This window comes from Methanocorpusculum labreanum Z (assembly GCF_000015765.1).
Classification (GTDB): domain Archaea; phylum Halobacteriota; class Methanomicrobia; order Methanomicrobiales; family Methanocorpusculaceae; genus Methanocorpusculum; species Methanocorpusculum labreanum.
The window spans coordinates 1,662,560-1,684,899 of record NC_008942.1 but is presented as its reverse complement, the minus strand read 5'-3'; the positions used below and the strand labels follow the sequence as shown (position 1 = coordinate 1,684,899).

The 22,340-nt window shown below is 51.8% G+C and carries 22 protein-coding genes and 1 tRNA gene; 15 read left to right on the top strand and 8 right to left on the bottom strand.

Features of this window, described 5'->3' with window-relative positions; all coding sequences use genetic code 11:
* The first annotated feature begins 56 nt into the window (after nt 1-56).
* The 8 genes from hmgA (at nt 57) to MLAB_RS08710 (ending at nt 9,023) form a co-directional block, all read left to right on the top strand.
* The gene (gene hmgA / locus MLAB_RS08745; protein WP_011834019.1) at nt 57-1,271 is read left to right on the top strand and encodes a hydroxymethylglutaryl-CoA reductase (NADPH); all 1,215 of its coding nucleotides are present in this window, start codon (nt 57-59) and stop codon (nt 1,269-1,271) included.
* Nucleotides 1,272-1,538: 267 nt separating this feature from the next.
* Nucleotides 1,539-2,333 carry a 2-amino-3,7-dideoxy-D-threo-hept-6-ulosonate synthase gene (locus MLAB_RS08740; RefSeq protein ID WP_011834018.1) on the top strand — a complete coding sequence of 265 codons (795 nt, stop codon included), beginning with the start codon at nt 1,539-1,541 and terminating at the stop codon, nt 2,331-2,333.
* Nucleotides 2,334-2,340: 7 nt separating this feature from the next.
* A complete protein-coding gene (locus MLAB_RS08735) occupies nt 2,341-3,378 on the top strand; it encodes a 3-dehydroquinate synthase II (protein WP_011834017.1) in 1,038 nt (345 codons plus the stop codon).
* The gene (gene aroE / locus MLAB_RS08730; RefSeq protein ID WP_011834016.1) at nt 3,375-4,796 is read left to right on the top strand and encodes a shikimate dehydrogenase; all 1,422 of its coding nucleotides are present in this window, start codon (nt 3,375-3,377) and stop codon (nt 4,794-4,796) included. The genes MLAB_RS08735 and aroE overlap by 4 nt, the downstream gene beginning before the upstream one ends.
* On the top strand, nt 4,793-5,635 hold the full coding sequence (locus MLAB_RS08725) for a shikimate kinase (protein WP_011834015.1): 843 nt from the start codon (nt 4,793-4,795) through the stop codon (nt 5,633-5,635). The genes aroE and MLAB_RS08725 overlap by 4 nt, the downstream gene beginning before the upstream one ends.
* A 1-nt stretch (nt 5,636) precedes the next feature.
* A complete protein-coding gene (gene aroA / locus MLAB_RS08720; protein ID WP_011834014.1) occupies nt 5,637-6,905 on the top strand; it encodes a 3-phosphoshikimate 1-carboxyvinyltransferase in 1,269 nt (422 codons plus the stop codon).
* Entirely contained in the window at nt 6,902-7,975 is a 1,074-nt protein-coding gene (gene aroC / locus MLAB_RS08715; protein WP_011834013.1) for a chorismate synthase, read from the top strand. The genes aroA and aroC overlap by 4 nt, the downstream gene beginning before the upstream one ends.
* Nucleotides 7,968-9,023 (top strand): prephenate dehydrogenase/arogenate dehydrogenase family protein, encoded by a 1,056-nt coding sequence (locus MLAB_RS08710; RefSeq protein ID WP_011834012.1) that lies wholly within the window; start codon nt 7,968-7,970, stop codon nt 9,021-9,023. The genes aroC and MLAB_RS08710 overlap by 8 nt, the downstream gene beginning before the upstream one ends.
* A 21-nt stretch (nt 9,024-9,044) precedes the next feature.
* Here the strand turns inward: MLAB_RS08710 and MLAB_RS08705 are convergent, their stop codons facing one another.
* Nucleotides 9,045-9,977: an AEC family transporter gene (locus MLAB_RS08705; RefSeq protein WP_011834011.1), complete on the bottom strand. Its 933-nt coding sequence runs from the start codon at nt 9,975-9,977 to the stop codon at nt 9,045-9,047.
* 64 nt (nt 9,978-10,041) lie between these two features.
* Here MLAB_RS08705 and MLAB_RS08700 point away from each other — a divergent pair, with 64 nt between their 5' ends.
* Complete coding sequence (locus MLAB_RS08700) at nt 10,042-10,578, top strand: hypothetical protein (protein WP_011834010.1); 537 nt, start codon at nt 10,042-10,044, stop codon at nt 10,576-10,578.
* A 123-nt stretch (nt 10,579-10,701) separates the two neighbouring features.
* On the opposite strand, the gene MLAB_RS08695 is transcribed toward MLAB_RS08700, so the two are convergent.
* Nucleotides 10,702-10,775 (bottom strand) — tRNA-Ile (locus MLAB_RS08695).
* Between the two features lie 106 nt (nt 10,776-10,881).
* On the opposite strand from MLAB_RS08695, the gene iorA reads away from it, so the two are divergent.
* The 4 genes from iorA to MLAB_RS09470 all read left to right on the top strand — a co-directional run bounded on the left by iorA (nt 10,882) and on the right by MLAB_RS09470 (nt 16,047).
* Nucleotides 10,882-12,666 (top strand): indolepyruvate ferredoxin oxidoreductase subunit alpha, encoded by a 1,785-nt coding sequence (iorA, locus tag MLAB_RS08690; RefSeq protein ID WP_011834009.1) that lies wholly within the window; start codon nt 10,882-10,884, stop codon nt 12,664-12,666.
* The gene (locus MLAB_RS08685) at nt 12,663-13,244 is read left to right on the top strand and encodes an indolepyruvate oxidoreductase subunit beta (protein ID WP_011834008.1); all 582 of its coding nucleotides are present in this window, start codon (nt 12,663-12,665) and stop codon (nt 13,242-13,244) included. Before iorA ends, MLAB_RS08685 begins: the two co-directional genes overlap by 4 nt.
* Before the next feature lie 130 nt (nt 13,245-13,374).
* Entirely contained in the window at nt 13,375-14,100 is a 726-nt protein-coding gene (locus MLAB_RS08680) for an alpha/beta hydrolase (protein WP_011834007.1), read from the top strand.
* Nucleotides 14,101-14,481: 381 nt separating this feature from the next.
* Nucleotides 14,482-16,047 (top strand): cache domain-containing protein, encoded by a 1,566-nt coding sequence (locus MLAB_RS09470; protein ID WP_011834006.1) that lies wholly within the window; start codon nt 14,482-14,484, stop codon nt 16,045-16,047.
* A gap of 98 nt (nt 16,048-16,145) precedes the next feature.
* On the opposite strand, the gene MLAB_RS10015 is transcribed toward MLAB_RS09470, so the two are convergent.
* The 6 genes from MLAB_RS10015 to MLAB_RS08655 form a co-directional block, all read right to left on the bottom strand.
* On the bottom strand, nt 16,146-16,271 hold the full coding sequence (locus tag MLAB_RS10015; RefSeq protein ID WP_280841924.1) for a hypothetical protein: 126 nt from the start codon (nt 16,269-16,271) through the stop codon (nt 16,146-16,148).
* 226 nt (nt 16,272-16,497) lie between these two features.
* Complete coding sequence (locus MLAB_RS09750; protein ID WP_143702801.1) at nt 16,498-16,728, bottom strand: hypothetical protein; 231 nt, start codon at nt 16,726-16,728, stop codon at nt 16,498-16,500.
* 77 nt (nt 16,729-16,805) lie between these two features.
* Nucleotides 16,806-17,693: an acetylglutamate kinase gene (argB, locus tag MLAB_RS08670; RefSeq protein ID WP_011834005.1), complete on the bottom strand. Its 888-nt coding sequence runs from the start codon at nt 17,691-17,693 to the stop codon at nt 16,806-16,808.
* Complete coding sequence (gene argJ, locus MLAB_RS08665; protein WP_011834004.1) at nt 17,690-18,853, bottom strand: bifunctional ornithine acetyltransferase/N-acetylglutamate synthase; 1,164 nt, start codon at nt 18,851-18,853, stop codon at nt 17,690-17,692. Before argJ ends, argB begins: the two co-directional genes overlap by 4 nt.
* On the bottom strand, nt 18,850-19,842 hold the full coding sequence (gene argC, locus MLAB_RS08660; protein ID WP_011834003.1) for an N-acetyl-gamma-glutamyl-phosphate reductase: 993 nt from the start codon (nt 19,840-19,842) through the stop codon (nt 18,850-18,852). Before argC ends, argJ begins: the two co-directional genes overlap by 4 nt.
* 35 nt (nt 19,843-19,877) lie before the next feature.
* Nucleotides 19,878-20,807 (bottom strand): ADP-ribosylglycohydrolase family protein, encoded by a 930-nt coding sequence (locus MLAB_RS08655; protein WP_052289005.1) that lies wholly within the window; start codon nt 20,805-20,807, stop codon nt 19,878-19,880.
* 88 nt (nt 20,808-20,895) lie between these two features.
* On the opposite strand from MLAB_RS08655, the gene MLAB_RS08650 reads away from it, so the two are divergent.
* On the top strand, nt 20,896-21,729 hold the full coding sequence (locus MLAB_RS08650; protein WP_143702800.1) for an RNA-processing protein: 834 nt from the start codon (nt 20,896-20,898) through the stop codon (nt 21,727-21,729).
* Complete coding sequence (locus MLAB_RS08645; protein ID WP_011834000.1) at nt 21,726-22,328, top strand: fibrillarin-like rRNA/tRNA 2'-O-methyltransferase; 603 nt, start codon at nt 21,726-21,728, stop codon at nt 22,326-22,328. Before MLAB_RS08650 ends, MLAB_RS08645 begins: the two co-directional genes overlap by 4 nt.
* Nucleotides 22,329-22,340 lie beyond the last annotated feature (12 nt).

The following is a 22,340-nucleotide window of genomic DNA, read 5'->3' as shown; positions in this document are numbered from 1 at the left end:
CTATTTGCCCGTTTGACAGAAAAATGTATTAGTCCCCTCTGAACTATTCTATAATTATGGATGAATATATCTCAAAGATCCGTTCCGGCGATCTGAAACTTTATGCCCTGGAAAAGAGTCTGCCGGCAGATGATGCCGTCTCTCTTCGCCGAAAATATATCGAAGAGGAGACCGGCGCGGATCTTTCCGCTGTTGGAACCTATACGATACCCATCGACCGCGTAGTGACCAGAAATATCGAGAATATGATCGGCTGTGTTCAGATCCCGCTTGGGGTTGCGGGACCTCTGACGGTTAAAGGTGAGTATGCGAACGGCAGCTTCTGGCTTCCGCTGGCAACGACCGAAGGTGCTTTGGTCGCTTCAATCAACAGGGGGTGCAGTGCTATCACGAAAGCGGGCGGTACCGAGGTACGTATTCTCAGGGACGGAATGACCCGTGCTCCTATTTTTGCGGCGAAAAGCGTGGCCCACGCAGCCGAGGTTGCCAGATGGGCCGAGGACAATCTCCTTCTTTTAAAAGTCGCCGCCGAGGAAACCACAAACCACGGCGAGCTGATTGGACTAACCACGTATACGGCAGGTACGAGCGTCTTTATCCGCTTTGAGTTCGACACGAAGGATGCGATGGGCATGAACATGGCGACCATCGCCTCTGAAGCCGCGGCTCATTTAATCGAAGAAGAAACGAAAGCAAAACTTATCGCCGTTTCAGGAAACATGTGCTGCGACAAAAAACCCTCCGCGATCAACATTATCGAAGGCCGGGGGAAAACGGTTTCAGCCGGTGTTTTTCTCTCTGATGAACTTGTATCCATGGTTTTTAAAACAAACTCGGCTACCCTTGCCGAGGTCAACACCCGGAAAAACCTGACAGGTTCTGCCCGGGCGGCCTCCTTTGGATTCAATGCCCAGGCAGCGAACGTGGTCGCCGCCATGTTCATCGCCTGCGGGCAGGATCCGGCACATGTGGTTGAGGGAAGCAATGCGATCACGACCGTGGATCTGGTCGAAGGGGGAGTATATGTCTCGGTTACGCTTCCCTCGCTTCAGGTCGGAACGATCGGCGGAGGAACGAGTATTGCCACCCAGAATGCATGTCTCTCAACGCTGGGTGTGGCCGGCGGAGCGGAAAATCCGGGAGACAATGCAAAAGCATTTGCCGAGATCGTAGCTTCCGGGGTTCTCGCCGGCGAATTGTCGCTTCTTGGAGCACTTGGGGCCCAGCATCTCGGCAAAGCTCACCGGGAACTTGGAAGGGGCGAAAAGTAATCTATCAAATCCTCCTTTCTCCATTTTTATTATAATGTTCTTTTTTCTGCGTTCTTCACTGGTTTTATGCGCGGAGATTCTCTTACTCTCGCCTTGGAAGACCTCATTTTTTGTATTTTGTATGGGGTAAATTATCTGGAATATTGTTGATTTATCGATGGTTGTCGTGTAATAAATGCCATATATCTGAATATATCGGCCATAATTTCATTGCTATGTATTATATCCAGAAGATTGATGTTGTCACCGTGCTAATCATTAGCACACATGTTTGGAAAACATATCCGTATGGAACGGATTATCGACCGGAATTCCGGTCGTGCCGTAATTGTACCATTGGATCACGGCATTTCGATGGGCCCTATACCTGGACTCACCGATATGCGTGACACCAGAAATAAAATCTCGATTGGCGGAGCAACGGCCGTCCTTATGCACAAAGGGATGGTTCCCTACGGTCATCGGACATCCGGAAAAGATATCGGTTTGATCGTCCATCTTTCCGCCGGAACCGGTCTTGGAACCGATCCCAACTCAAAAGTCATCGTCACGACCGTCGAGGAGGCGATCACGCTTGGAGCGGACGCCGTTTCAATTCACATCAATCTGGGAGCCGATACCGAACCCGAGATGATCTGCAATGCAGGGGAAATTTCCCGCAAATGCCAGCAGTGGGGCATGCCGCTTCTTGCCATGGTCTACCCTCGCGGCAAAAACATCAAAGACTCGTTCGACGTGGATGCCCTCAAAACCTGTGCCCGAGTCGCTGCCGAACTTGGTGCCGATCTCGTAAAAACCAGCTACACAGGAGACATTGACACGTTCCGCGAAGTGGTCCGCGGAGCTCAGATCCCGGTCGTCATCGCCGGAGGTCCTAAGATGGGCTCTGATTTGGAGATGCTTCAGATGGTTCGCGACTCCCTTGATGCTGGGGGAAAAGGTGTTTCGATAGGAAGAAACATTTTCCAGCACAATGATATTATCGGTATTACCTCGGCCGTATCCGATATTGTATTAAGGGATGCATCCGTAGAAGAAGCCGCGAAACATCTCACCCGGTGAAAAATATATGACAATCCAACTTCCTCCAATCCTGATCCGTGCCGACCACCTGCAGACTTATGACGAAAGAAAGGCAATCGTCGCCTCAGCTCTTGAATCCGGGTATACTCATATTATTCTAAGACCCGAAGATGAGGCTCTCCGTCATCTCGGCAGATATACAGCAATACTTGCCGACGGCAAAAATCTCATGTATTCCGGGGAACGCATCGGCGTTCTTCTGAATCTGACCGGTGCCGAGGAGATGGAGGAGGCGTATAGCCTAAAAAATGCCGTTCCAAATCTTATCATCTCTCCCGAAAACTGGAAGGTCATCCCTCTTGAAAATCTCATCTCAAGGTTCCAGAATGCCGAGACGAGTGTATATATTTGCGTGAAGACCCCCGAAGAAGCCCGTCTCGCTTTCCAAACAATGGAGGTGGGCTGCGACGGTATCGTCATCACACCGGACGGTCCGGCCGATCTTGCCGCATTTTCCGGAATCAGAAATGATGAATACCCAATAGTCGATCTCGAAACCGCAGTGGTTACCAAGATCTCCACGCTCTCTTTAGGGGACCGTGTCTGTATCGACACCTGTTCGCTTCTGGAGAGGGGCGAAGGCATGCTGATCGGCTCCCAGTCGTCCTGCCTCTTCCTTGTCTGCTCGGAAAGTTTTGAAAGCGAGTACGTAAACTCGCGGCCTTTCCGGGTGAACGCCGGGGCGGTCCACTCATATATTCTCTGTCCGGACGGTACGACGAAATATCTCTCCGAGATTGCGAGCGGCAATGAACTGCTTTCCAGAATGCCTGATGGCAATCTCCGGACCGTGAATGTCGGCAGAGTAAAAATCGAGATCCGCCCCATGCTCTATATCGAGGCAAAAGCCGGAGGAAAGACCTACTCCGTCGTTCTCCAGAATGCCGAGACCATACGCCTTGGAACTCCCTCGGGCGCGGTTTCCGTATCCGATCTCGCGATCGGCGATCTGGTCTACGTCAGACTTGAAAGCGGCGGCCGCCACTTCGGGCATACGATGGCGGAAACAATCTGCGAAAAATGACTGCAAATTGTGCCGTTATCGTGGCGAAAGATGAGAGAGAAGTTCGAACTCTTTCAGAAGAAGCGATCTCGAAAGGAGCAGAGGCTCTTGAATTCCGGCTGGATTCCTTCCCGGTTATTCCTGCAGACCTCTCCTTTCTTTCATGCGGGGTTCCATCAATAGCCACACTCAGATCTCCGTTGGACGAAGAGCGGAAGGAGATTTTCATCCGTGCTCTTTCGTCGGGCGCGACATACATCGACATAGAATCAGATTCGGTTCTGAGAGGTCAGTTTCCAAAAGAACAGGTCATCTGTTCGTATCATGACTTTGAAAAAACTCCTGCCGATGATGAAATTCTCACGATCTTCAAAGACCTCCAATCTTCGGGAATCCCCAAAGCCGCATTCATGGTGAGGGGGCCGGCGGATCTGCTTGCCGTCTGGAATGCAGCATCAGTTCTGAGAGAAAGAGGATATCCGTTTATCTTTATAGGCATGGGGGCCGCCGGTGAGGTTACACGTATCCGTGCCGCCGAGCTTGGATCAATGCTCAACTACTGTGCCTTAAGGCCGGAACTTGCATCCGCTCCGGGTCAGATAACACTGGAAGAGGCTGAGAGACTCGGTACCGACCCGCAGATTACTGCCGTAACCGGATATCCTTTGACCCATACCTTCTCGCCGGAGATCCACAACGCAGCGTTCAAAGCCGCGAAGATCCGGGGAAGATATGTGAAGATCCCCGCAGCTTCTCAGGAAGTGCCCCTGATTCCTGATGTTATCAAAAAATATCGGATCATCGGGATGAACGTAACCATTCCTCATAAAGAGTCGGTCATCCCTCTCCTGAAACGGATAGATCCTCTCGCGGAGTCTGCCGGCGCAGTGAACACTATCCGAAATTCTCCCGCCGGCCTTGAGGGGTACAATACCGATATTCTGGGAATAGCGGCGTCGCTCGCTTCGGTGGATATGGATCCAAAGGATGCCGATGTGCTTATCATCGGTGCCGGAGGGGCAGCAAAGGCCGCCGCCGCATATCTGAAATCTGCCGGTGCTCGTCTTTCGATAACCAACAGGACCCATTCCCGGGCAGAGACACTTGCCGAAATATTTGGTGCCCGGGCAGTGAAGCTGGAGGACCTTGCTCCGGAGTATCAGCTGATTCTGAATGCGACCCCGGCTGGAATGAGCGGGTTTGAACACTGCTCACCGGTTCCAAATACGCTATTCACCAAAGACACGGTTGTTATGGATATGATCTATGATCCGGAAGTGACTCCCCTTCTTGCCGCTGCAAAAGCAGCCGGCGTTCGTGCCTGCATCAACGGAAAGACCATGCTTATCGAACAGGCCGCCGCGTCATTCACTCTCTGGACAGGAATTACTCCGAATCGTGATGTGATGAGAAAAGCATTCGAAGCGAGGGCGGCATGATCGGTAAAGGCATGTCCTACGGTGCTTTGTCGGTGATCAATGCGGTATCTACCGGAAAAGGGGCAGCATTCGGCATAGACCTCAAAACCGAGGCGACCGTTCAGCTCATTTCAGAACCTGAGTTCACAGTTGAGATCGACGGCCACCCGACCGAGTCCGTTTCCCTCGCTCGTTTTTCCGTCGAGGAAGTACTTCAGCGGTATCCCAACGCGGGAATGAACGGTGCGGTGATCCGGACCACCTCGAATATTCCCATATCCCAGGGCCTGAAAAGCAGCAGTTCCGCTGCGAACGCTATTATTTCGGCCACTGCCGCGGCCCTTGGGGTTACGATCGATCCGCTCGAGATCGGCCGGATCGGCGCGACGGCCGCTATCAGGGCCGGCGTCAGTATAACCGGGGCATTTGATGATGCCTGCGCCTGTCAGCTCGGCGGTCTTGTCTTTACCGACAATTCTAACCGCGAACTTCTGCTCCGCCGCCCGATGCCTGAAGGTTACACGGCTGTAATCCACATCCCGCCGTTCCAGATTCGGAAAACCACATTTCCGAGTGAAAAGATGCGTGAAATGCGTGAAATGGTCGCGGCAGCTTACGATCTGGCGGTCGAAGGAGATGTTTTTTCAGCGATGTACGTGAATGGAAGATGTACCTGTGAGGCGATCGGCATCACGCCGGAGACGGCCGATAGAGCCCTCTCATGCGGAGCCGCTGCGGCCGGACTTTCCGGGACGGGTCCCGCCACCGGGATCCTTGTGCCGGATGAAGGCCTTGACGAATTTCTCGATCGGTTCGGTCGGGAGAATGTTCTCCTCGCGAACATCAGGAACGGTGTGTAAGATGAAACTTATCGTATCTCGTTCTCAAATCTCCGGATGTGTCCATGCACCTCCCTCAAAAAGTCACACACACCGGGCATTTCTCCTTGCGTCTCTTGCAAAAGGAGAATCGGTCGTTCTCTCTCCGCTTCTGGGCGAGGACACTCTGGCTACTCTCTCCGCGGTCAAAGCGCTTGGAGCGAACGTATGCGAAGGGGATGATCGAATCACGATCCAGGGCGGCAATTTACACGCCCCGCTCCCGAAAGGAACGGTGATAAACTGTAAAAACTCGGGCACCTCCATTCGGATGCTTGCAGGCATAGCTTCCCGTCTGGATGGAACGACTGAGTTCACGGGTGACGCTTCGCTCTGTTCCCGCCCTATGAAGCCTCTGCTTGACGCCCTGTCAGAACTTGGAGCCGGGGTAACATCCGACAACGGATGTGCTCCGTTCACCATAACGGGTCCGGTATCGGGCGGCGATGTCCATATTCGCGGTGACGTGAGTTCTCAATTCATCTCCGGCCTGCTGATCTCTGCTCCGCTTGGCAAAGCTGACACGAGGATCCACCTGACAACTCCCCTCACGTCAAAACCATACGTGGACATGACGATTTCTGCTATGAAAAAGCACGGCGTTTCGGTCGAGACGATCGAAGATGGATATCTTGTCCGTTCAGGTCAGGTCTATTCTTCCGAGGATGTTCAGGTTGGCGGCGACTACTCGTCGGCCGCATTTCTGTTTGCGGCGGCGGCACTCGCCGGGGAGATCGCCGTTTCCGGACTCGACCCGGCTGACCCTCAGGGCGATCAGGTTGTGATCTCCATCCTTGAAACATTCGGGGCAGGAGTAGTTCGTGATGGCGAAAACGTTACGATTCGAAAAGCAGCTTTGAAGGCTGCAGACATCGATCTTGCGAACGCTCCGGATCTGTTTCCCATTATCGCGGTCCTTGCGTCGCAGGCGAAAGGCACCAGCAGATTATACGGCGCCGCTCATCTCAGATTCAAGGAAAGCGACCGTATCATGTCCACGGTCCTTTTCCTCAGATCGATGGGTGCAGATATCAGCGAGACTGAGGATGGATGCATTGTTACGGGACCTGCCAATCTTTCCGGGGCAAATGTTACTACATTTGGCGACCACCGTATAATGATGGCATCAGCGGTTGCCGGGCTTATCGCAGATAGTACTACGACCGTAGATGATGCCGGCTGCTGCGCAGTTTCCTATCCGGGTTTTGTGAAAGATATGCAGAAACTCGGTGCGGATATGAGGGAAGAATGAATCGAATCGGAGAATCAATAACGCTCACGTTGTTTGGGGCGAGTCACGACAGTCGTATCGGCTGTGTTATAGACGGAATTCCTCCGGGCTATCCTGTAAACGTTGAGAGTATCACTGCAGATCTCGAGCTTAGAAAACCATCCGCCGGTATCGGAACTCCGCGGGTGGAGGCGGATGTTCCTGAGATCTCCGGTATTGTGGATGGAATCACTACGGGCTGTCCGGTCGTGATTACTTTTTCAAACAGCAATACCCGGAGTTCGGATTATGAACAACTCCGCCGCATCCCCCGTCCGGGCCATGCCGATTACCCTGCGGTATCAAAATTCGGTCCGGCTCATGACATCCGTGGCGGCGGGATGTTTTCCGGCAGAATGACGACTCCCCTTGTTGCGGCTGGTGCTCTCCTCCGTGATCTGATCGGCAGTTTGGGAATCTCCGTCGGCTCGTATGTTACCCGGATCGGCAGCGTCGTCGATACAAATACCTACGATCCTGCCGATGTGCTGACGAGATCGCGGACAAATCCGCTTCGTGCCATGTCTTCGGGCATCGAGGATCGGATGAGAGCCGAGATCCTCGTGGCGAAATCGGATGGAGACAGTGTCGGCGGGATCGTTCGGTGCTTTGCGACAGGTCTTCCGGCTGGTCTTGGAGAGCCTTTCTTCGACACGCTCGACGGCGAGATATCTAAAGCGGTTTTCGCCATTCCCGGCGTGAAAGCCATCGGATTTGGCGAGGGGTTCGCCGCCGCTGGCCTTCGCGGATCCGAAAACAACGATGCCTACCGTATTCAAAATGGGTCTGTCGTCACGCTGACGAATCATGCGGGCGGCGTCCTTGGCGGGATGTCGAGCGGCGCTGTTCTGGATTTTTCCGTGGCATTCAAGCCGACCCCGTCTATTGCAAAACAGCAGATGAGTGTTGATCTGCTGACCCGCGAAGACGCCGAACTTTCAGTGAAAGGACGCCACGATCCGTGCATTGCGAATCGGGGAGCGATCGTAGTCGAAGCGATGACCGTGTTCACGCTTGCGGATCTCGCACTCAGAGGGGGATTTCTTGTCTGATATTAATGGATTCAGGGATGAACTGGCGTCGATCGACCGCGAGATCATGGAACTTGTCGGCCGCAGAAACAAAATAGCTCTGGAGATCGGTGAGAAAAAGGCAGCCGCCAACAAGGAGATTGTCGTTCCATCCGTCGAAACAAACGTCGTTCAAAGATATGTTGATGCCGGGAAAGTTTCCGGCGTGAGTGCGGAAACGGCTGCACGAATCGCCCGGGCGGTTATCGATGAGTCGGTGGATGTACAGGGTATGATTCCACGCCGTTCTGTTCCGCAGAAAATCTTCATTATCGGAGGGAACGGCGGGATGGGCAGATGGCTCTCTGAGTTTTTTTCTTCCAGAGGTCATATCGTAACAATCAATGACCAGAAACACAATGGGGCTGTCTATCCAGTTGTGGATATTTTTTCGGGATGCAGGAATGCCGATGTCATTATCGTAGCAACGCCGATAAAAATCTCTGCAGAAATCCTTGAGACCGTCCTATCCGAAAACAAAAACGCTCTCATTTTTGATCTCATCTCCGTTAAAACTCCGGTCATTCCGGTTCTCTGTAAAGCGTCAGCTTTGGGTGCGAAAGTCTGCTCGGTTCATCCGATGTTTGGGTCCAGTGCCCCTTCGATAGCCGGCAGAAACATCATCGTATGTTCATGCGGCAACGATGAAGCGGCGGATGAAGCGGCGGATCTTTTCAGCGGAGGGACCATTCTTCGGCTGAATATCGAAGATCACGATCCGATCACTGCCTACGTTCTCGGCCTTTCCCATGCGGTGAATCTTGCTTTCAGCGAAGCACTTGTTAGAAGCGGCTTTTCTTCAGAAACACTCTGTGCCGCGGCCTCGACAACGTTTCAGAGACAGACGGCCGTATCCTCTGATGTTTCCCGGGAAAACGGCGAACTCTATTACTCCATCCAGAAGGAAAATCCATATAACGAAGCGGCCGTCCAAAACCTGCTGGACGCTCTTTTGGACCTTCGGTCATCCAATAAGGACGTATTCATAGAGAAAATGCATGAGGGTGCTGCCTGGTACCCGAAAAAATAGAAATATTTTTTTACACTTTTATTACCCTGTCAAAAACACCGCGAGGAGCGGTAGCGTCACGAGACAAAGCAGTGTTGAGATACAGATGCCCTGGGCCGCAATATCCGGATGGGCCTTATGTTCTTCAGCCAGCAGCACTGTATTCACGGCCGCCGGCATTCCCGCAGTTACGACGATGATTCCGAGGATCAGCGTGTCGTCGATGAACTGCGAGAAGATCAGATACACCAGTGCCGGCATACCAAGAAGACGGATCGCCGCAACGATGTACTGCCGGACATTTTTGAATATCGAGGTGAAATTCAGCTGGGCAAGGAACCCGCCGGTCACCACAAGAGAAAGCGGCGTGGTAACGTTATTCAGCAGTTCCAAAGAGCTGTAGAGGGGGTCTGGAATCGAAAACGACGTCAGGAAAAAGATCAGTCCCACGATCGTTGAAAGAAAAGCCGGGTTCAACAGGAGCTTCGGATTGAATGATATTTTCCCGTTATCTTTCTCCTGTGCCCGCAGAATCCATATTCCAACGGAGTATGTCAGTATCGTGAAGGGAATATTGAAGAGCGCTGCATAAAATATTGCGTCCTGGCCGTACAGCATCGAAAGGATGGGAAATCCCATGAACATCGAGTTCGAGAACATGATCATGAACCGGAACACGCCGTATTCCTCCTTCTTTGCCCTCATTAGAATGGGCGAAAACCAGGCAACCAGAAATGCGATCCCGTAGTAGGCAAACGCCGCTAAGATCAGATACTCGCCCTTCATGAGAACTTCGTTCGTGAAAGGTATCTGCATGGAGAAGATCACCATCGCGGGAATACAGATGTGCAGAAGGAACTTTGAAAGGGAAGAGACGGAAGCGTCGTTCAAGAGTTTGATCCGTCGTGCAAAGTATCCTATCCCAATCAGAATAAACAGGATGAGAATCTGATTCAGGGCGATGAAATAATCCATTCTTCTTCTATACAGATAGCACAAGGCATGTAGTTAATCTATCGGGACCGTCATACTATATTACATGGACCCAATTGTAGAACAGGGATTTGACCGTCTCCTTGATATTATCAAGGAAACGAAAGCAAAACAGCAGGAGACGTCGGAACTGATCATCCATGAGGATAAGGTCCTTCTCGAAAAGATGCTTTCTGCCGTTGTTCCCGTGGTTGAGGCCGCCGGATCGCTCTTTCTGGAGAAAGCAAAACAGGACACCAAAGGGGATCTCTACGATCAGAAGTATTACCCTGAGAAGATGATCATCCTTGGAAAAACTGAGAGCCCGGCAAGTTTTAGACCTGACGATCCGAAAAAGAAGGTCACCCAGCAGTTCTGCGTCGCATCGGAGAAGGGTGAACTGTTCGAACTGATGTTCTCGAATGACGGTTTTGTGGTGGACACCTATGCCTCGCCCCTTTCAGCGGAGGATGCTCTTGACTTCTACGGCTATGATATCCTGTACATGCTCTACTCTGCGATACGGGAGTATGCCCTTGCAGAAGAAGATGTTCTGGAAGCTCTCAGTCTGACGCTTGGGTATCTTCAGCAAAAATCAGACTGAACTCAGTCAAAACCAAAACCTGTTCTCTTTTTCCGCAGCATTTCAGAAAAGCGCATGCTCTTTGTCAAACCGAAAATGATGGAAGATACATTTTATGATAAAATACAAAAATCAGAAAAACAGTGGGCCCGATGAGATTCGAACTCATGACCTCCCGGTTATCAGCCGGGCGCACCACCTAGCTATGCTACGGGCCCCCTTTTACCTTACTACATAGGATGTGGCCGTATAAATATGTTCTGAAATTCATTTCCTGCCTTTGACGTAGGCTTATTCTCTTATCATGCCAAACATTATGGAGATATGGCAGAAGAGACACCCAAGAAATACCTCCTTGGAAACGACGCTATCGCCCATGCTTGTCTCGAAGCGGGCATCGACTTTGTTTCCGGGTATCCCGGGACCCCGTCATCCGAGGTTGTTGACCGACTGCGTGCCGAAAAAAACCCCTGGTACTACTTAGAATGGTCAGTTAACGAAAAAGTCGCGTTCGAAAATGCTCTGGCCGCAAGCTGGTGCGGCCTTCGGTCGATCGTCACCATGAAGCACGTCGGTCTGAACGTTGCGGCCGATCCCCTTATGACCTCGTCCTACACCGGGACGAAAGGCGGCTTCGTCGTTCTTTCAGCCGACGACCCGTTCGCGCACAGTTCTCAGAACGAACAGGACTCGAGGATGTACGCGAAGTTTGCTCAGATCCCGTGCCTGGATCCCTCTTCCGCCCAGGAAGCGCATGACTTTGCCAAGTCTGCGTTCGAACTCTCCGAAAAGTTCGCGCTTCCCGTTCTTCTTCGTCCAACGACAAGGATCTGCCACTCGAAAGGGGATGTCCGTCTCGGCGAGCCTTCGCCCTCGCCCCGGAAAGGCGAGTTTGTCAAAAATCCGAAACAGTACGTCGTGATCCCGGCACACACCCGTCCGCTGCATGTCGCCCTCACGAAAAAACAACCCGAGGTCGCAAAATATCTGGTGGAGGCAGGTCTCAACTCTGCAGAGATCCGCGGGAAAAAGGCCGTCATCGCCGGAGGCATCTCCATCTCCTATGTCGAGGAGATCATCCCTGATGACGTTTCGTTCATCAAAATCAGCGCATATCCGATCGACCGGAACTGGCTTGCGGAGATCCTTGCAAAACACACCGAGGTTCTCGTTGTGGAAGAGCTTATGCCGGTCATCGAAGAAGCGGCACTCCAGGCCGCATCCTCGACGGTCGTTCACGGAAAACTCGACGGCTATCTGCCTCACGAGGGAGAATACTCCCCTGAACTGATCGCCGGAGCATTTGAAAAGGCAGGTTTTGCGAAAAACACCTACCCGGTCCCGCCGGAAGTGACCCAGGTCGCGGTCCGTCCGCCGATTCTCTGTGCGGGATGTCTCCACCGCTCGGTCTTCTACGCAATGAAAAAGGTCTTCAAAGACGGTGTATTCCCATCCGACATCGGCTGTTATACGCTCGGTCTCCAGCTCGGCGCGGTCGACACGACGATCTGTATGGGTGCTTCGATCACGGTCGGCTCGGGAATCGCCCACTCCTGCCCGGGAACTGACGTGGTCTCCACGATAGGCGACTCGACTTTCCTCCACACGGGTGTGAACGGTCTTATCAACGCGGTGTACAATAATACGAACCAGATCGTGATCATTCTGGATAACCGGATCACCGCAATGACCGGTCACCAGCCCAATCCGAACACCGGTCTGACCGCGACCGGTGAGGAGTCGCCGAAGATCTCGCTCGAAGAACTTGCGAGAGCCTGTGGTGTCGCGTATGTTGAATCGGTCGATCCATATGATCTGACCTATCTTCTTGCCACTCTCCGGGAAGCAAAGGAAAAACCCGGCGTCAAGGTCATCATCGCCAAACAGCCCTGCGTTATCATGAACAAACGGCTCGGGATCAAAAGAAACCGGTATGTCGTGGATGCAGAAGCTTGTACGAAATGCGGGGCATGCCTGAGGTATGGATGCCCGGCGATCGAGACCGATGAGACCGGCGCTGCCAAGATCACCGCTCTTTGTACCGGCTGCGGCGTCTGTGCGGATATCTGTCCAACCGGCGCGATCCACCGAGGAGGTGCGAGACAATGAAGAAGAGTTTTGATGTTCTGATCGTCGGTATCGGCGGACAGGGAACGATCCTTGCCTCGAATGTTCTGGGCGATGCCTGTGTGATCGAGGGTCGTCATGTCCGTGGGGCCGAAACGCACGGCATGTCCCAGCGCGGCGGCTCGGTGGAAACACACATCCGTATCGACGGAAAATTCGGCTCTCTGATCGCTCCGGGCACCGCTGATCTTCTGATTGCCTTCGATGTTCTTGAGGCAGTTCGCTATCGGCACTTCCTCAAACCCGACGGCGTGATGATCGTGAACCGCGAGATCGTAGTCCCGACCTCGGTCTTTTCTGCAAAACAGTCCGTCCCGAAAATCGAAGATGTCGAGGCCGAGCTGAAAGCAGGTTCGGCTAAGGTGATTCTCGTGGATGCGACGAGTATTGCTGCCGAGGCAGGAAATCCCCTTGCGGCAAACATCGTTCTGCTTGGTGCTGCTTCACACAATCTCCCGCTTGCAGCAGAATCCTTATCCGAAGCGGTTCGCCGCAATGTTCCGCCAAAGACCGTCCAGATTAACGAGAAGGCATTCAATCTCGGAAAAGAAGCGGTATAAGCTTCTCTCTTTTTTTCAGAATCCTTGTCGATCCTTTTCTGCGTCTCTGCCTCTCCACGCAAAACGTGGATGTATTTTACATTGAAAATCGTACAGATAGATATATCAAATATTTTAGGCAGGCGATTATATGTTACAAAAATCCGTCACTATACAGAATGAAAACATCAGGATCCCGGCAATTTTGTGGGGGGAAAATACGGGAAAGCTCTATATTGCCGTGCACGGCAGTATGTCGAATAAAGAGGATGACGTCATCGCGGTTTTTGCAGAGGAAGCGGTCGAAAAGGGCTATCAGGTCCTGAGTTTCGATCTTCCGGAACACGGTGACCGGTCAAACGAGCCGTATCTCTGCAAACCGGATCCTTGCGTAAGCGATCTTACGGCGGTGTATCAGTATGCCAGGTCTATCACTAATCATATCAGTTTTTTCGGCTGCAGCATGGGTGTTTATTTCGGCCTGTTGGCCTATTCCGGCATGCCGATCGAAAAAAGCCTGTTTCTCTCGCCTCTGGTCGATATGGAGCGGATCATCGACGGTCTGATGACGAGTTTCCATATTTCAGAGAAAACGCTGGAAGAAAAACAGGAGATCGTGCTGCCGATCGGCATAACGCTTTACTGGGATTACTACTGTTATGTGAAAACGCACCCAATCGGTTCCTGGAATGTACCGACACGGATACTCTACGGGGAACATGATGATATGATTCCTTTTGATGAAGTGTCCGCTTTTGCAGAGAAAAACTCAGCAGTCCTTGACGTCGCGAAAGGGGCAGAACATTATTTCCATACGGAAGAACAACTGGGATCTTTTAGAAACTGGCTGAAAAAGAGTATTGATTGCGCAAAATAATATAACCATCAATTTTTCTTATGATTATTCTCTGTTGAGCTGCTATTCATATTGGAATTCCCGCTGTTTTGGAAAAAAAGTGGATTTTCAGAGAATTTGCTGGATATCCATAATTATTTGATTTTTTCAAGAATAGATTGTTTTCGAACAATTATCATGGTTATTCATGCTGAAATTGAGTAACTATCCACATTCCTTAATGATTAACTATAATTACTGCACATCCATATGAATATATGAATAGTGGTGATAAGCTTGTTCAGACATGCATTTTCAATAATATCCCTCCTGGGTTTCACAATACTCTGTGTATGTGCTGCCGGCTGCATAATTCCAGAATCATCTACTCAACAGTCCGTTTCCGATGAGCAGGTAATCGACATGAACGATGCTCTTCTTCCGGTGATCAATACCGTTGAAGATGAGATGGATGAGGTCACTTCTTCTTTGTGGAATACTGCCCGTGAACTGGACGGAATCCCGGCAGATGATCCGGCAGTGACGCTTGCGTTATATAAACTCAGAAGCGAGATCCCGCTCTCGATCGAGATAGGCAGATTCGACAAAAACAATACGTTGATCACCACGACCAGATACCTTGATCCATGGTGGGTTCCGGGCGAAACAAAATCCCGACTCAATTATCCGGTGGAGGTGCTTGAAGCCGCAGGTCCCTGCTGTGTGGTCTCGGATTTCTACCAGTATCAGGATGGGGACCGCGGACTTATGATCATCACACCCGTCTATGATGAAAACGGCGAGTATGACGGTGTCCTTAGACTCTCCTATGATATAGACAGTTTATTCTCCGGACTGACTGAATATCTCAAAAACGAATACGGGTACACTTTGTGGGCCATGCATACCACAGGGTTGAAGTTCTACGATGAAAATGCCGTGGAGATTGGAAAGTATCTGACGGATGATCCGGAATATCAGACCCCGGAACTTCAGAATATGGTGAACGCCGTTTTGACGACCACATCCGGAAACATCTCCTATCCCTTCTATGACACATCCAGAGGCGAAAAAGCCCAGATAAATGCAGTTTGGAATACGGTGGATCTCGGATGCGGCAAGGAGTGGCGTGTCGTTCTTACCGATAACGTTCCAAAGAGTACGGGACCCGACGGGTCCAGTGTCACCGTCGAGGAGCTGAAGGCATTTGTCGAGAATGCATATGTGTATGCGAATAAAATGGGTAAGACCGCTGCTCTCTCCGCGTTTAATGATCCTAAGGGAGAGTTCATCGACGGAGAGCTGTATATTTTTGCCTATGATATGAACGGAACCGTTCTGTCTCTGCCGTATCAGCCGGATCTGGTAGGGGAAAACCGCTGGTATCTCCAGGATACAACCGGGATAAAGTATATTCAGCGCATGACCGCCCGGGCAAATCTTGGCGGCGGGTTTGTGCTTTACCTGTATGAAAACCCGTTCGACAATTTCGCGAGCGAACTGAAGCTTTCCTACGTGATGGCCGTTGATGACACATGGTTCATCGGCTCGGGCATCTATCTTGAGGACCAGCCGTTTTCCGACACGTTCTATATCGACTGGCAAAAACGCGAGGACCTTGTCCGTCAGGTGCGGGGCATGGATTATCTCACGATCGTTGAAGGAATCCCTGCCGTTCTGGATATGATCAATGATCCAAAGAGTGAACTGAATGGGCAGGAAGGACTGTATCCGTTTGCAATTACGGAAGACGGCACGATGCTGGCATACGCGCTTGATCACTCTCTTGTGGGCACGAATCAGCTGAGTATGAGCAATTCGTACGGCATGTCGGTCATGCGCGAGGTCATCTCTTTGTCCCAGGAAGGCGGCGGACTGATGTACAGCAAGGTCTGGACTCCGGAGACGATGCAGGAAACCTATGTCCTGATCTACGTGGAACCTGCAGACGATGCAACGTATTTCGGCAGTATGCTGATCCTCGAATAAGGGGCTTATCCCCCTCCTTCTTTTTTAAACGTTCATTATCGAAATCCACGCTTGATAAGCTGAATCCGCAAAAGAGATGATGATGAAACCTGCTGAATCTACTTCATCAGCAGATGGTTCGCCAGTTTGATAAACAGACATTCTCCTGTACTAAGCTCATAAAAGGTATCGGCTTTTTTATCGATTTTCGCATCGGCACGCCAGAATTTACACTGCTTGCCCATACATCTCTCCTGCGTCATAGGACAAATAAAACCCATTACTGAGAACTAGGACAGCAGGTCATAAATATGCATCGAAATTCGATTTCGTGTAAGGCATTAGTGTGGATGTATGAGATAAAAGAACCGCGAATCTCCGCGAATTAACGCGAATCGCATTTTCCTTACGTTCGGGTGCTCTGCTTCGGCTGATCGCCTACGCAGGAATCGCACCCTCTCTTGAAAAATGCTATAAGAAAAACCCGCGTGCGGGTTTTTCTCTCCTTTTTCTTCTCTCTTTGTGCGATGAAAAAATAATGAAACGACAGAAAAACCCGCACGCGGGTTTTTCCCAGCATTTTTCCAGACGGCGTGCGATTCCTGCGTAGGCGATCAGCCGAAGCAGAGCACGACGGTGCGAGAAAAATGCGATTCGCGTTAATTCGCGGAGATTCGCGGTTAAATAATCTCTTGTGTCCACACCCAACAACCTCCTTCCCAAATTTGATCCGCCCCAACTCCGCGTAACTCCTATAAAAAAAGAGTGGGTATTTTCGGTTATAACGAGATCATCGAGGCCGTGATCATCGTCCCGACGCCGTCGTTGGTGAAAAGTTCCAGCAGCAGGTTATGTTCGGAATTCCCGTTCAGGATATGTGCCCCTTCGACACCATGACGTACCGCGTTCACGCTCGCCTCGAGTTTCGGGATCATTCCGCCGGAGATCGTTCCGTCAGACATCAGGGCATCCACATTTTTCAGCGTGAGTCTGTGGAAGATCTCGGTCCGCTCTTTGTTCATAACGCCGTCTACATCGGTGAGGGAAATCAGTTTGAATGCCTTTAAGGCTACGGCGATCTCGCCTGCCATCGTGTCGGCATTGATGTTCAGGTCGTTTCCTTTCCGGTCGAGAGCCAGCGGGGAGATCACGGGGATATATCCGGCATCCAGCAGAGTCTCGAGAAGGTTCGAGTTGATCTCCTTGACGTCGCCGACAAAGCCGAGATCCACTTCAACTTCCTCGTCTCCAACCATCATTTTTCTGATCGGCGTCTTCTCTGCGATGACCAGACCGCCGTCGTTTCCTGAAATCCCAACGCCTTTTGCTCCATTCTTTGCGATCATGGAAACGATCATGTTGCCGATCTTTCCGGCAAGGACCATCTGGGCGATCTCGAGCGTTTCTTCATCCGTCACGCGAAGACCGCCGACAAACCTTGCTTCTTTCCCGAGCGCCTTCATCTTCAGCGTGATCTCCGGTCCGCCGCCGTGGACGAGGACCACACGCATCCCAACGTAGTGAAGAAGGACCGCATCCTGAACCACCGAGTTCATGATGGCCGAATCGACCATGGCATGTCCGCCGAGTTTGATCACAATAGTTTTTTTATGGAACTTCCGGATGTAAGGAAGTGCCTCCATTAGCACGCTTTGTCTATTATTCATGTTGTATACTTCCCGTTGATCTCCACATATTTTTCTGTGAGGTCGCAGCCCCACGCGGTGGCCTGTTTGCTGCCGGACTCGAGCATGAGGGTGAACACCACGTGGTCGCCGGCCATCGCAGATTTTGCCCGTACAAGGTCGGCCACGATGACGCCGTTCTTCACTAACGGAGTCTCGCTTTCTCCTTCACCGATCGAAAGAGACAGCTCCTCGACCGTAAACTCTACGCCGGAATATCCTGCGGCACAGACAACTCTGCCCCAGTTTGGATCTTCCCCGTAGACGGCACTTTTCACGAGAGGTGAAGTGATGACGGTTTTTGCGATCTTTTCTGCGTCGCGTTCACGTTTGCAGCCGAGAACTTTTACCTCGAGCATCTTTGTCGCTCCCTCTCCGTCTGCCGCGATCTGCTTTGCAAGGCTGATGCAGACCGTCTCGAGAGCCTCGGAAAACTCGGTCGCCGGGACCTGTCCTGCTTCGCCGGTTGCGGTACAGAAGAGCGAATCATTCGTACTCTCATCTCCGTCTACGACAACTCTGTTCAGACTCCGTTTTACTGCAGATTTCAGAGCGTCCTGAAGCTTTTTTGCCGGGATCTCGGCATCGGTGTAGACGAAAGAAAGCATCGTCCCCATGTTCGGGGCGATCATCCCGGAGCCTTTACAAATGCCGGCGACGGTAAATCCCTCGCGGCGCACGATCGCGTGCTTTTGCCGCGTGTCGGTCGTCATGATCGCCTTGGCCGCCGCGATTTCCGCTTCGGGAGAGTGTGCGAGTTTTCCGGCAACGTCTCTGGCCTGTCTCCTGATCAGGTCAAGATCGAGATATCGTCCGATAACTCCGGTGCTGGCGACCCCGCACTCGAGTTCGCTGATTCCAAGAACCTCGGCTCCGATCCCTGCCATCTTTTCAGCATCGGCAAGGCCCTGCTTTCCGGTGTATGCATTGGCGCATCCGGAGTTCACGATGACTCCCGACAGTTTTCCGCGTTTGGTCCGCTCAGCCATCAGATTGACGACAGGGGCACGTACCCGGTTTTTGGTGAAGACCGCAGCTCCGGTTCCGGAGGCCTGGATGAGAGCAAGACCGTATTTTCCCTCTTTGATACCCCAGGCGTTGACTCCTTCAACACCGCAGATGCTTTGAAATTCCTGCGTCATGGGAACATCCCCGGCATTCTAATGCCTTCGGCTTCATCGAATCCGCACATGATGTTCATATTCTGGACCGCCTGACCTGCGGCTCCTTTCACAAGGTTGTCTATTGCCGATACGGCGACGAGTCTTGTTCCGTCATTTTCCAGCTCGAAGTTGATGTCGCAGAAGTTCGACCCTCTGACTCCTCCGAGTTTTGCAGGCTGAAGTCGGACGAACGGTTCGTTTTTGTAGAAGTCCTGATAGAGTTTCTGTATCATTTCCAGCTCCATTGGTTCATTGAAGAGAATATGGGCAGTTGTTATGATCCCCCGTATCGCCGGGAGGAGATGGGGGGTGAAGTAGACATTTGCTTTCGATCCGAGGAACGCCGCTTCCTGACGCATCTCCGGCAGATGCCTGTGTGCTGTTATTTTATAGGGAAGGATATTTTCAGCAACATTTGGGAAGTGTGTGGTCTCCGAGATCGAGTCGCCGGCTCCGGAAACCCCGCTCTTTGAATCGTAAATTATCGTGTGTGCGAGTTTTGCCACCGGAGCTGCAGCAAGGGTCGCCCCTGTCGGAAAGCAGCCGGGGTTTGCGACAAAACTTGCGTTTTTCACCTCATTTCGGTGAAGTTCGGGGATACCGTACGGTGCTTTGAAGTAATCGGAATGTTTCACCCCGTAGGTCTTTTCATAGATCTCTCTTGGCAGGCGGTAGTCTGCAGAGAAATCAACGGTTTTGATGCCGCGTTCTTTCAGTTTTCCGGCATACTGCATGGCAGCGGTATGAGGAACGGCGAGGAAAGCAAAATCTGCGTCGATGTTTTCGACATCAGGATTTGTGTACTCAAGGTCAATGAGATTTTTCAGGTGGATGTGATCTTTGGTTACCGGGGTGCCTGCCAGCTTCCGTGACGTGGCACAGACTATGTCTGCTTCCTTGTGCGTCAGCAGCAGTCTGATAAGGTCGCCCCCGGCATAACCGGATGCTCCGATAATCGCTATATCCATACGTAAATTATTGGTTTACAACTAGTTTAAAGATGTTATTCCCCGGACTCCTCGTCCGGAGATTTTGTCTCCCGGTTCATGAGTTTTTCTGCAAGATCAGCAAAGATGCCGACCCTTTCCAATTGGGGTATCAGATCCTCGGGAAGAGCCGAGATCCCGAATCTGGCCCCGCAAAATGCCCCGCACAAAAGTGAGACCGTGTCGGCGTTGCCGCCGCAGGTGGAGGATATTCCAAGGAGTTCACGCGGAATATAATATCGTCGGCAGAAGAAAACCGCTAGGGGGAGCGTCTGATAAACGGAGGCGGTGTTTCCAATAATACTCACGGCATCCGCCGTGGGCATGCCCGTTTTTTCAATTCTTACGGCATTGGCGATCTTTCCTGCAAGCAGAGGGTCCATATTTTCCGCTGCTGTCTGAAGTGCTGTAAAACCAGCTTCCACATCATGTGTTTCGAGAAGCGTGTTCAAAAGAAGAGCGAATCCGATCACGGCCGCATGGACTCCAGGATGCGTGTGAGTCACCATGCAGGCGGTCAAAAGCTCCTTTGCCATCTCTTTTCGGTCTTTGAATGCGAGGGCAAAAGGAACGGCGAGTCCGATACATCCGGTACTGTCGGAATAGATGCCGGATCCGGTGAGGTCTCCGCTTTTCTCCATTTTTTTGCATGCGGCAAACGTGGTCCCGTCAGGGTATCTGAATTTCTGTAAGGTATAGGTCCTGAGAAGTTCTTTTGCATAATTGGTATTGTCCCAGGAACCTTCTGCAAGAATACGCGAGGATATTAAGATCAGCTGGCCGTCGTCGGTGTACTGACCTGGGAGGAGATTATGATTCGGGTGGCCTTTGTATGCTCGTGAAAAGGCGGGTTCTGTTGAAAAACGTGCGGTGTTCGTCTCGCTCGGCATGCCGAGAGCGTCACCAAGGATTGATCCTACAAGGCATCCTTTGTAGTTATTAAGCATGATGTATTATTGAGAGAGGTTTGTGTTAATTGTTATGGTTGATTTCCCTCACGCTATCTATATCCCCCACAACCTCCCACATTACTATATGCACTGGTATGGGGAAGCTGGAGATCTGTCGACGGACACGGCCGCATGCGAAGAACGGGTACTGAATACTACTACGATACCGTCCGTTCTTTGTAACTGGGAAGACCTCCGGGATGCCGGCCTGATCTCATCCAGAGATGAATACATCCGGGCGGTCAGGGAGGTCACGTTTTCTCTCGCGGAAAAAGGCATCGCCGCCGATCTTGACAAAAAAGATGCCGCTCTCCTCCAGATGGTTCGGACCCTCGATGAGATGGATGATGTGATCAACCTCTTAACGGAAAGAGTGACCGACTGGCATGCGGCGACGACGCCTGGGACCTCGCATAAATATACCCGGTCGAACGGTCCCCGTCTCGTCCAGAAGATCGCAAAATCCGGGAGTCCTTCCTTAAAACGTGTAGCACGAGAGATCCTCTCTCTTTCCGGAGTCAGAACCGATCTCATGAAAGAAGTCTCCCGGGAAGCCGTGAGCGTTATCCCGAATATGAGCGCCCTTGTCGGCGGTCTTGTTGCCGCACGGCTGATTGCCCGTGCCGGCGGTCTTGATGCGGCGGCAAAAATGCCCGGCTCATCCATTCAGGTGATCGGCGCCGAGTCTGCCCTCTTTTCCCACATCAGAACGGGTTCTTCCTCGCCCAAACACGGAATCATCTTCCAGCACCGGCGTGTTCACAACGCCAAAAAGGAGGTCCGCGGAAAAGTTGCCCGTCAGCTTGCCGCAAAACTCGCGATCGCCGCCCGTCTGGATCTGTATCGGGGCGAACTTGATCCCGAATTCGTCGATCAGGCGAATGCCAAAATCGACAGCATTTTCGGAGGGGAAGCATGATTCAGATCAACGGCACGCTCGTCTCCGAAGGCCCCGGAGGAGTGTACAATGAGCGGATGCTTGGAAACTTCCGTGTCTGGGATCCGTACCGGAGCAAACTTGCCGCTCTCTGGTATCTGGACAAAACGACCTCCCTTGGGAAGGACGATGTCGTCCTCTATCTCGGAGCCGCAAACGGAACGACCGTCTCCCACGTGGCGGACTATGTGGAATCAGTTTACGCCGTAGAGTTTGCTCCCCGCCCGATGGAGGACCTTCTGGCGGTTGCCAAAAAACGTAAAAACATCATCCCGATCTACGCCGATGCGACCCGCCCGGTTCGATACGCCGCTCTTCTCGAACCGGCAGATCTGCTGTATCAGGATGTTGCCCAGCCGGATCAGGCAGAGATCGCAGTGAAGCATCTGCCGTTTGTAAAATCAGGAGGCCGTCTCATTCTGATGCTGAAAACCCGGAGCGTGGATATCAGAAAGTCTGCCGATGAGGTGTTTGCCGATACGTGTGCGGAGCTGACGGCCGGCGGATATCTGATGGAAAAAAGCGTGTGGCTGGATCCGTATCACAAAGAGCACGCGGCGATCGTCTGCAGAAAAATCTAAGAGGGGCAGTTT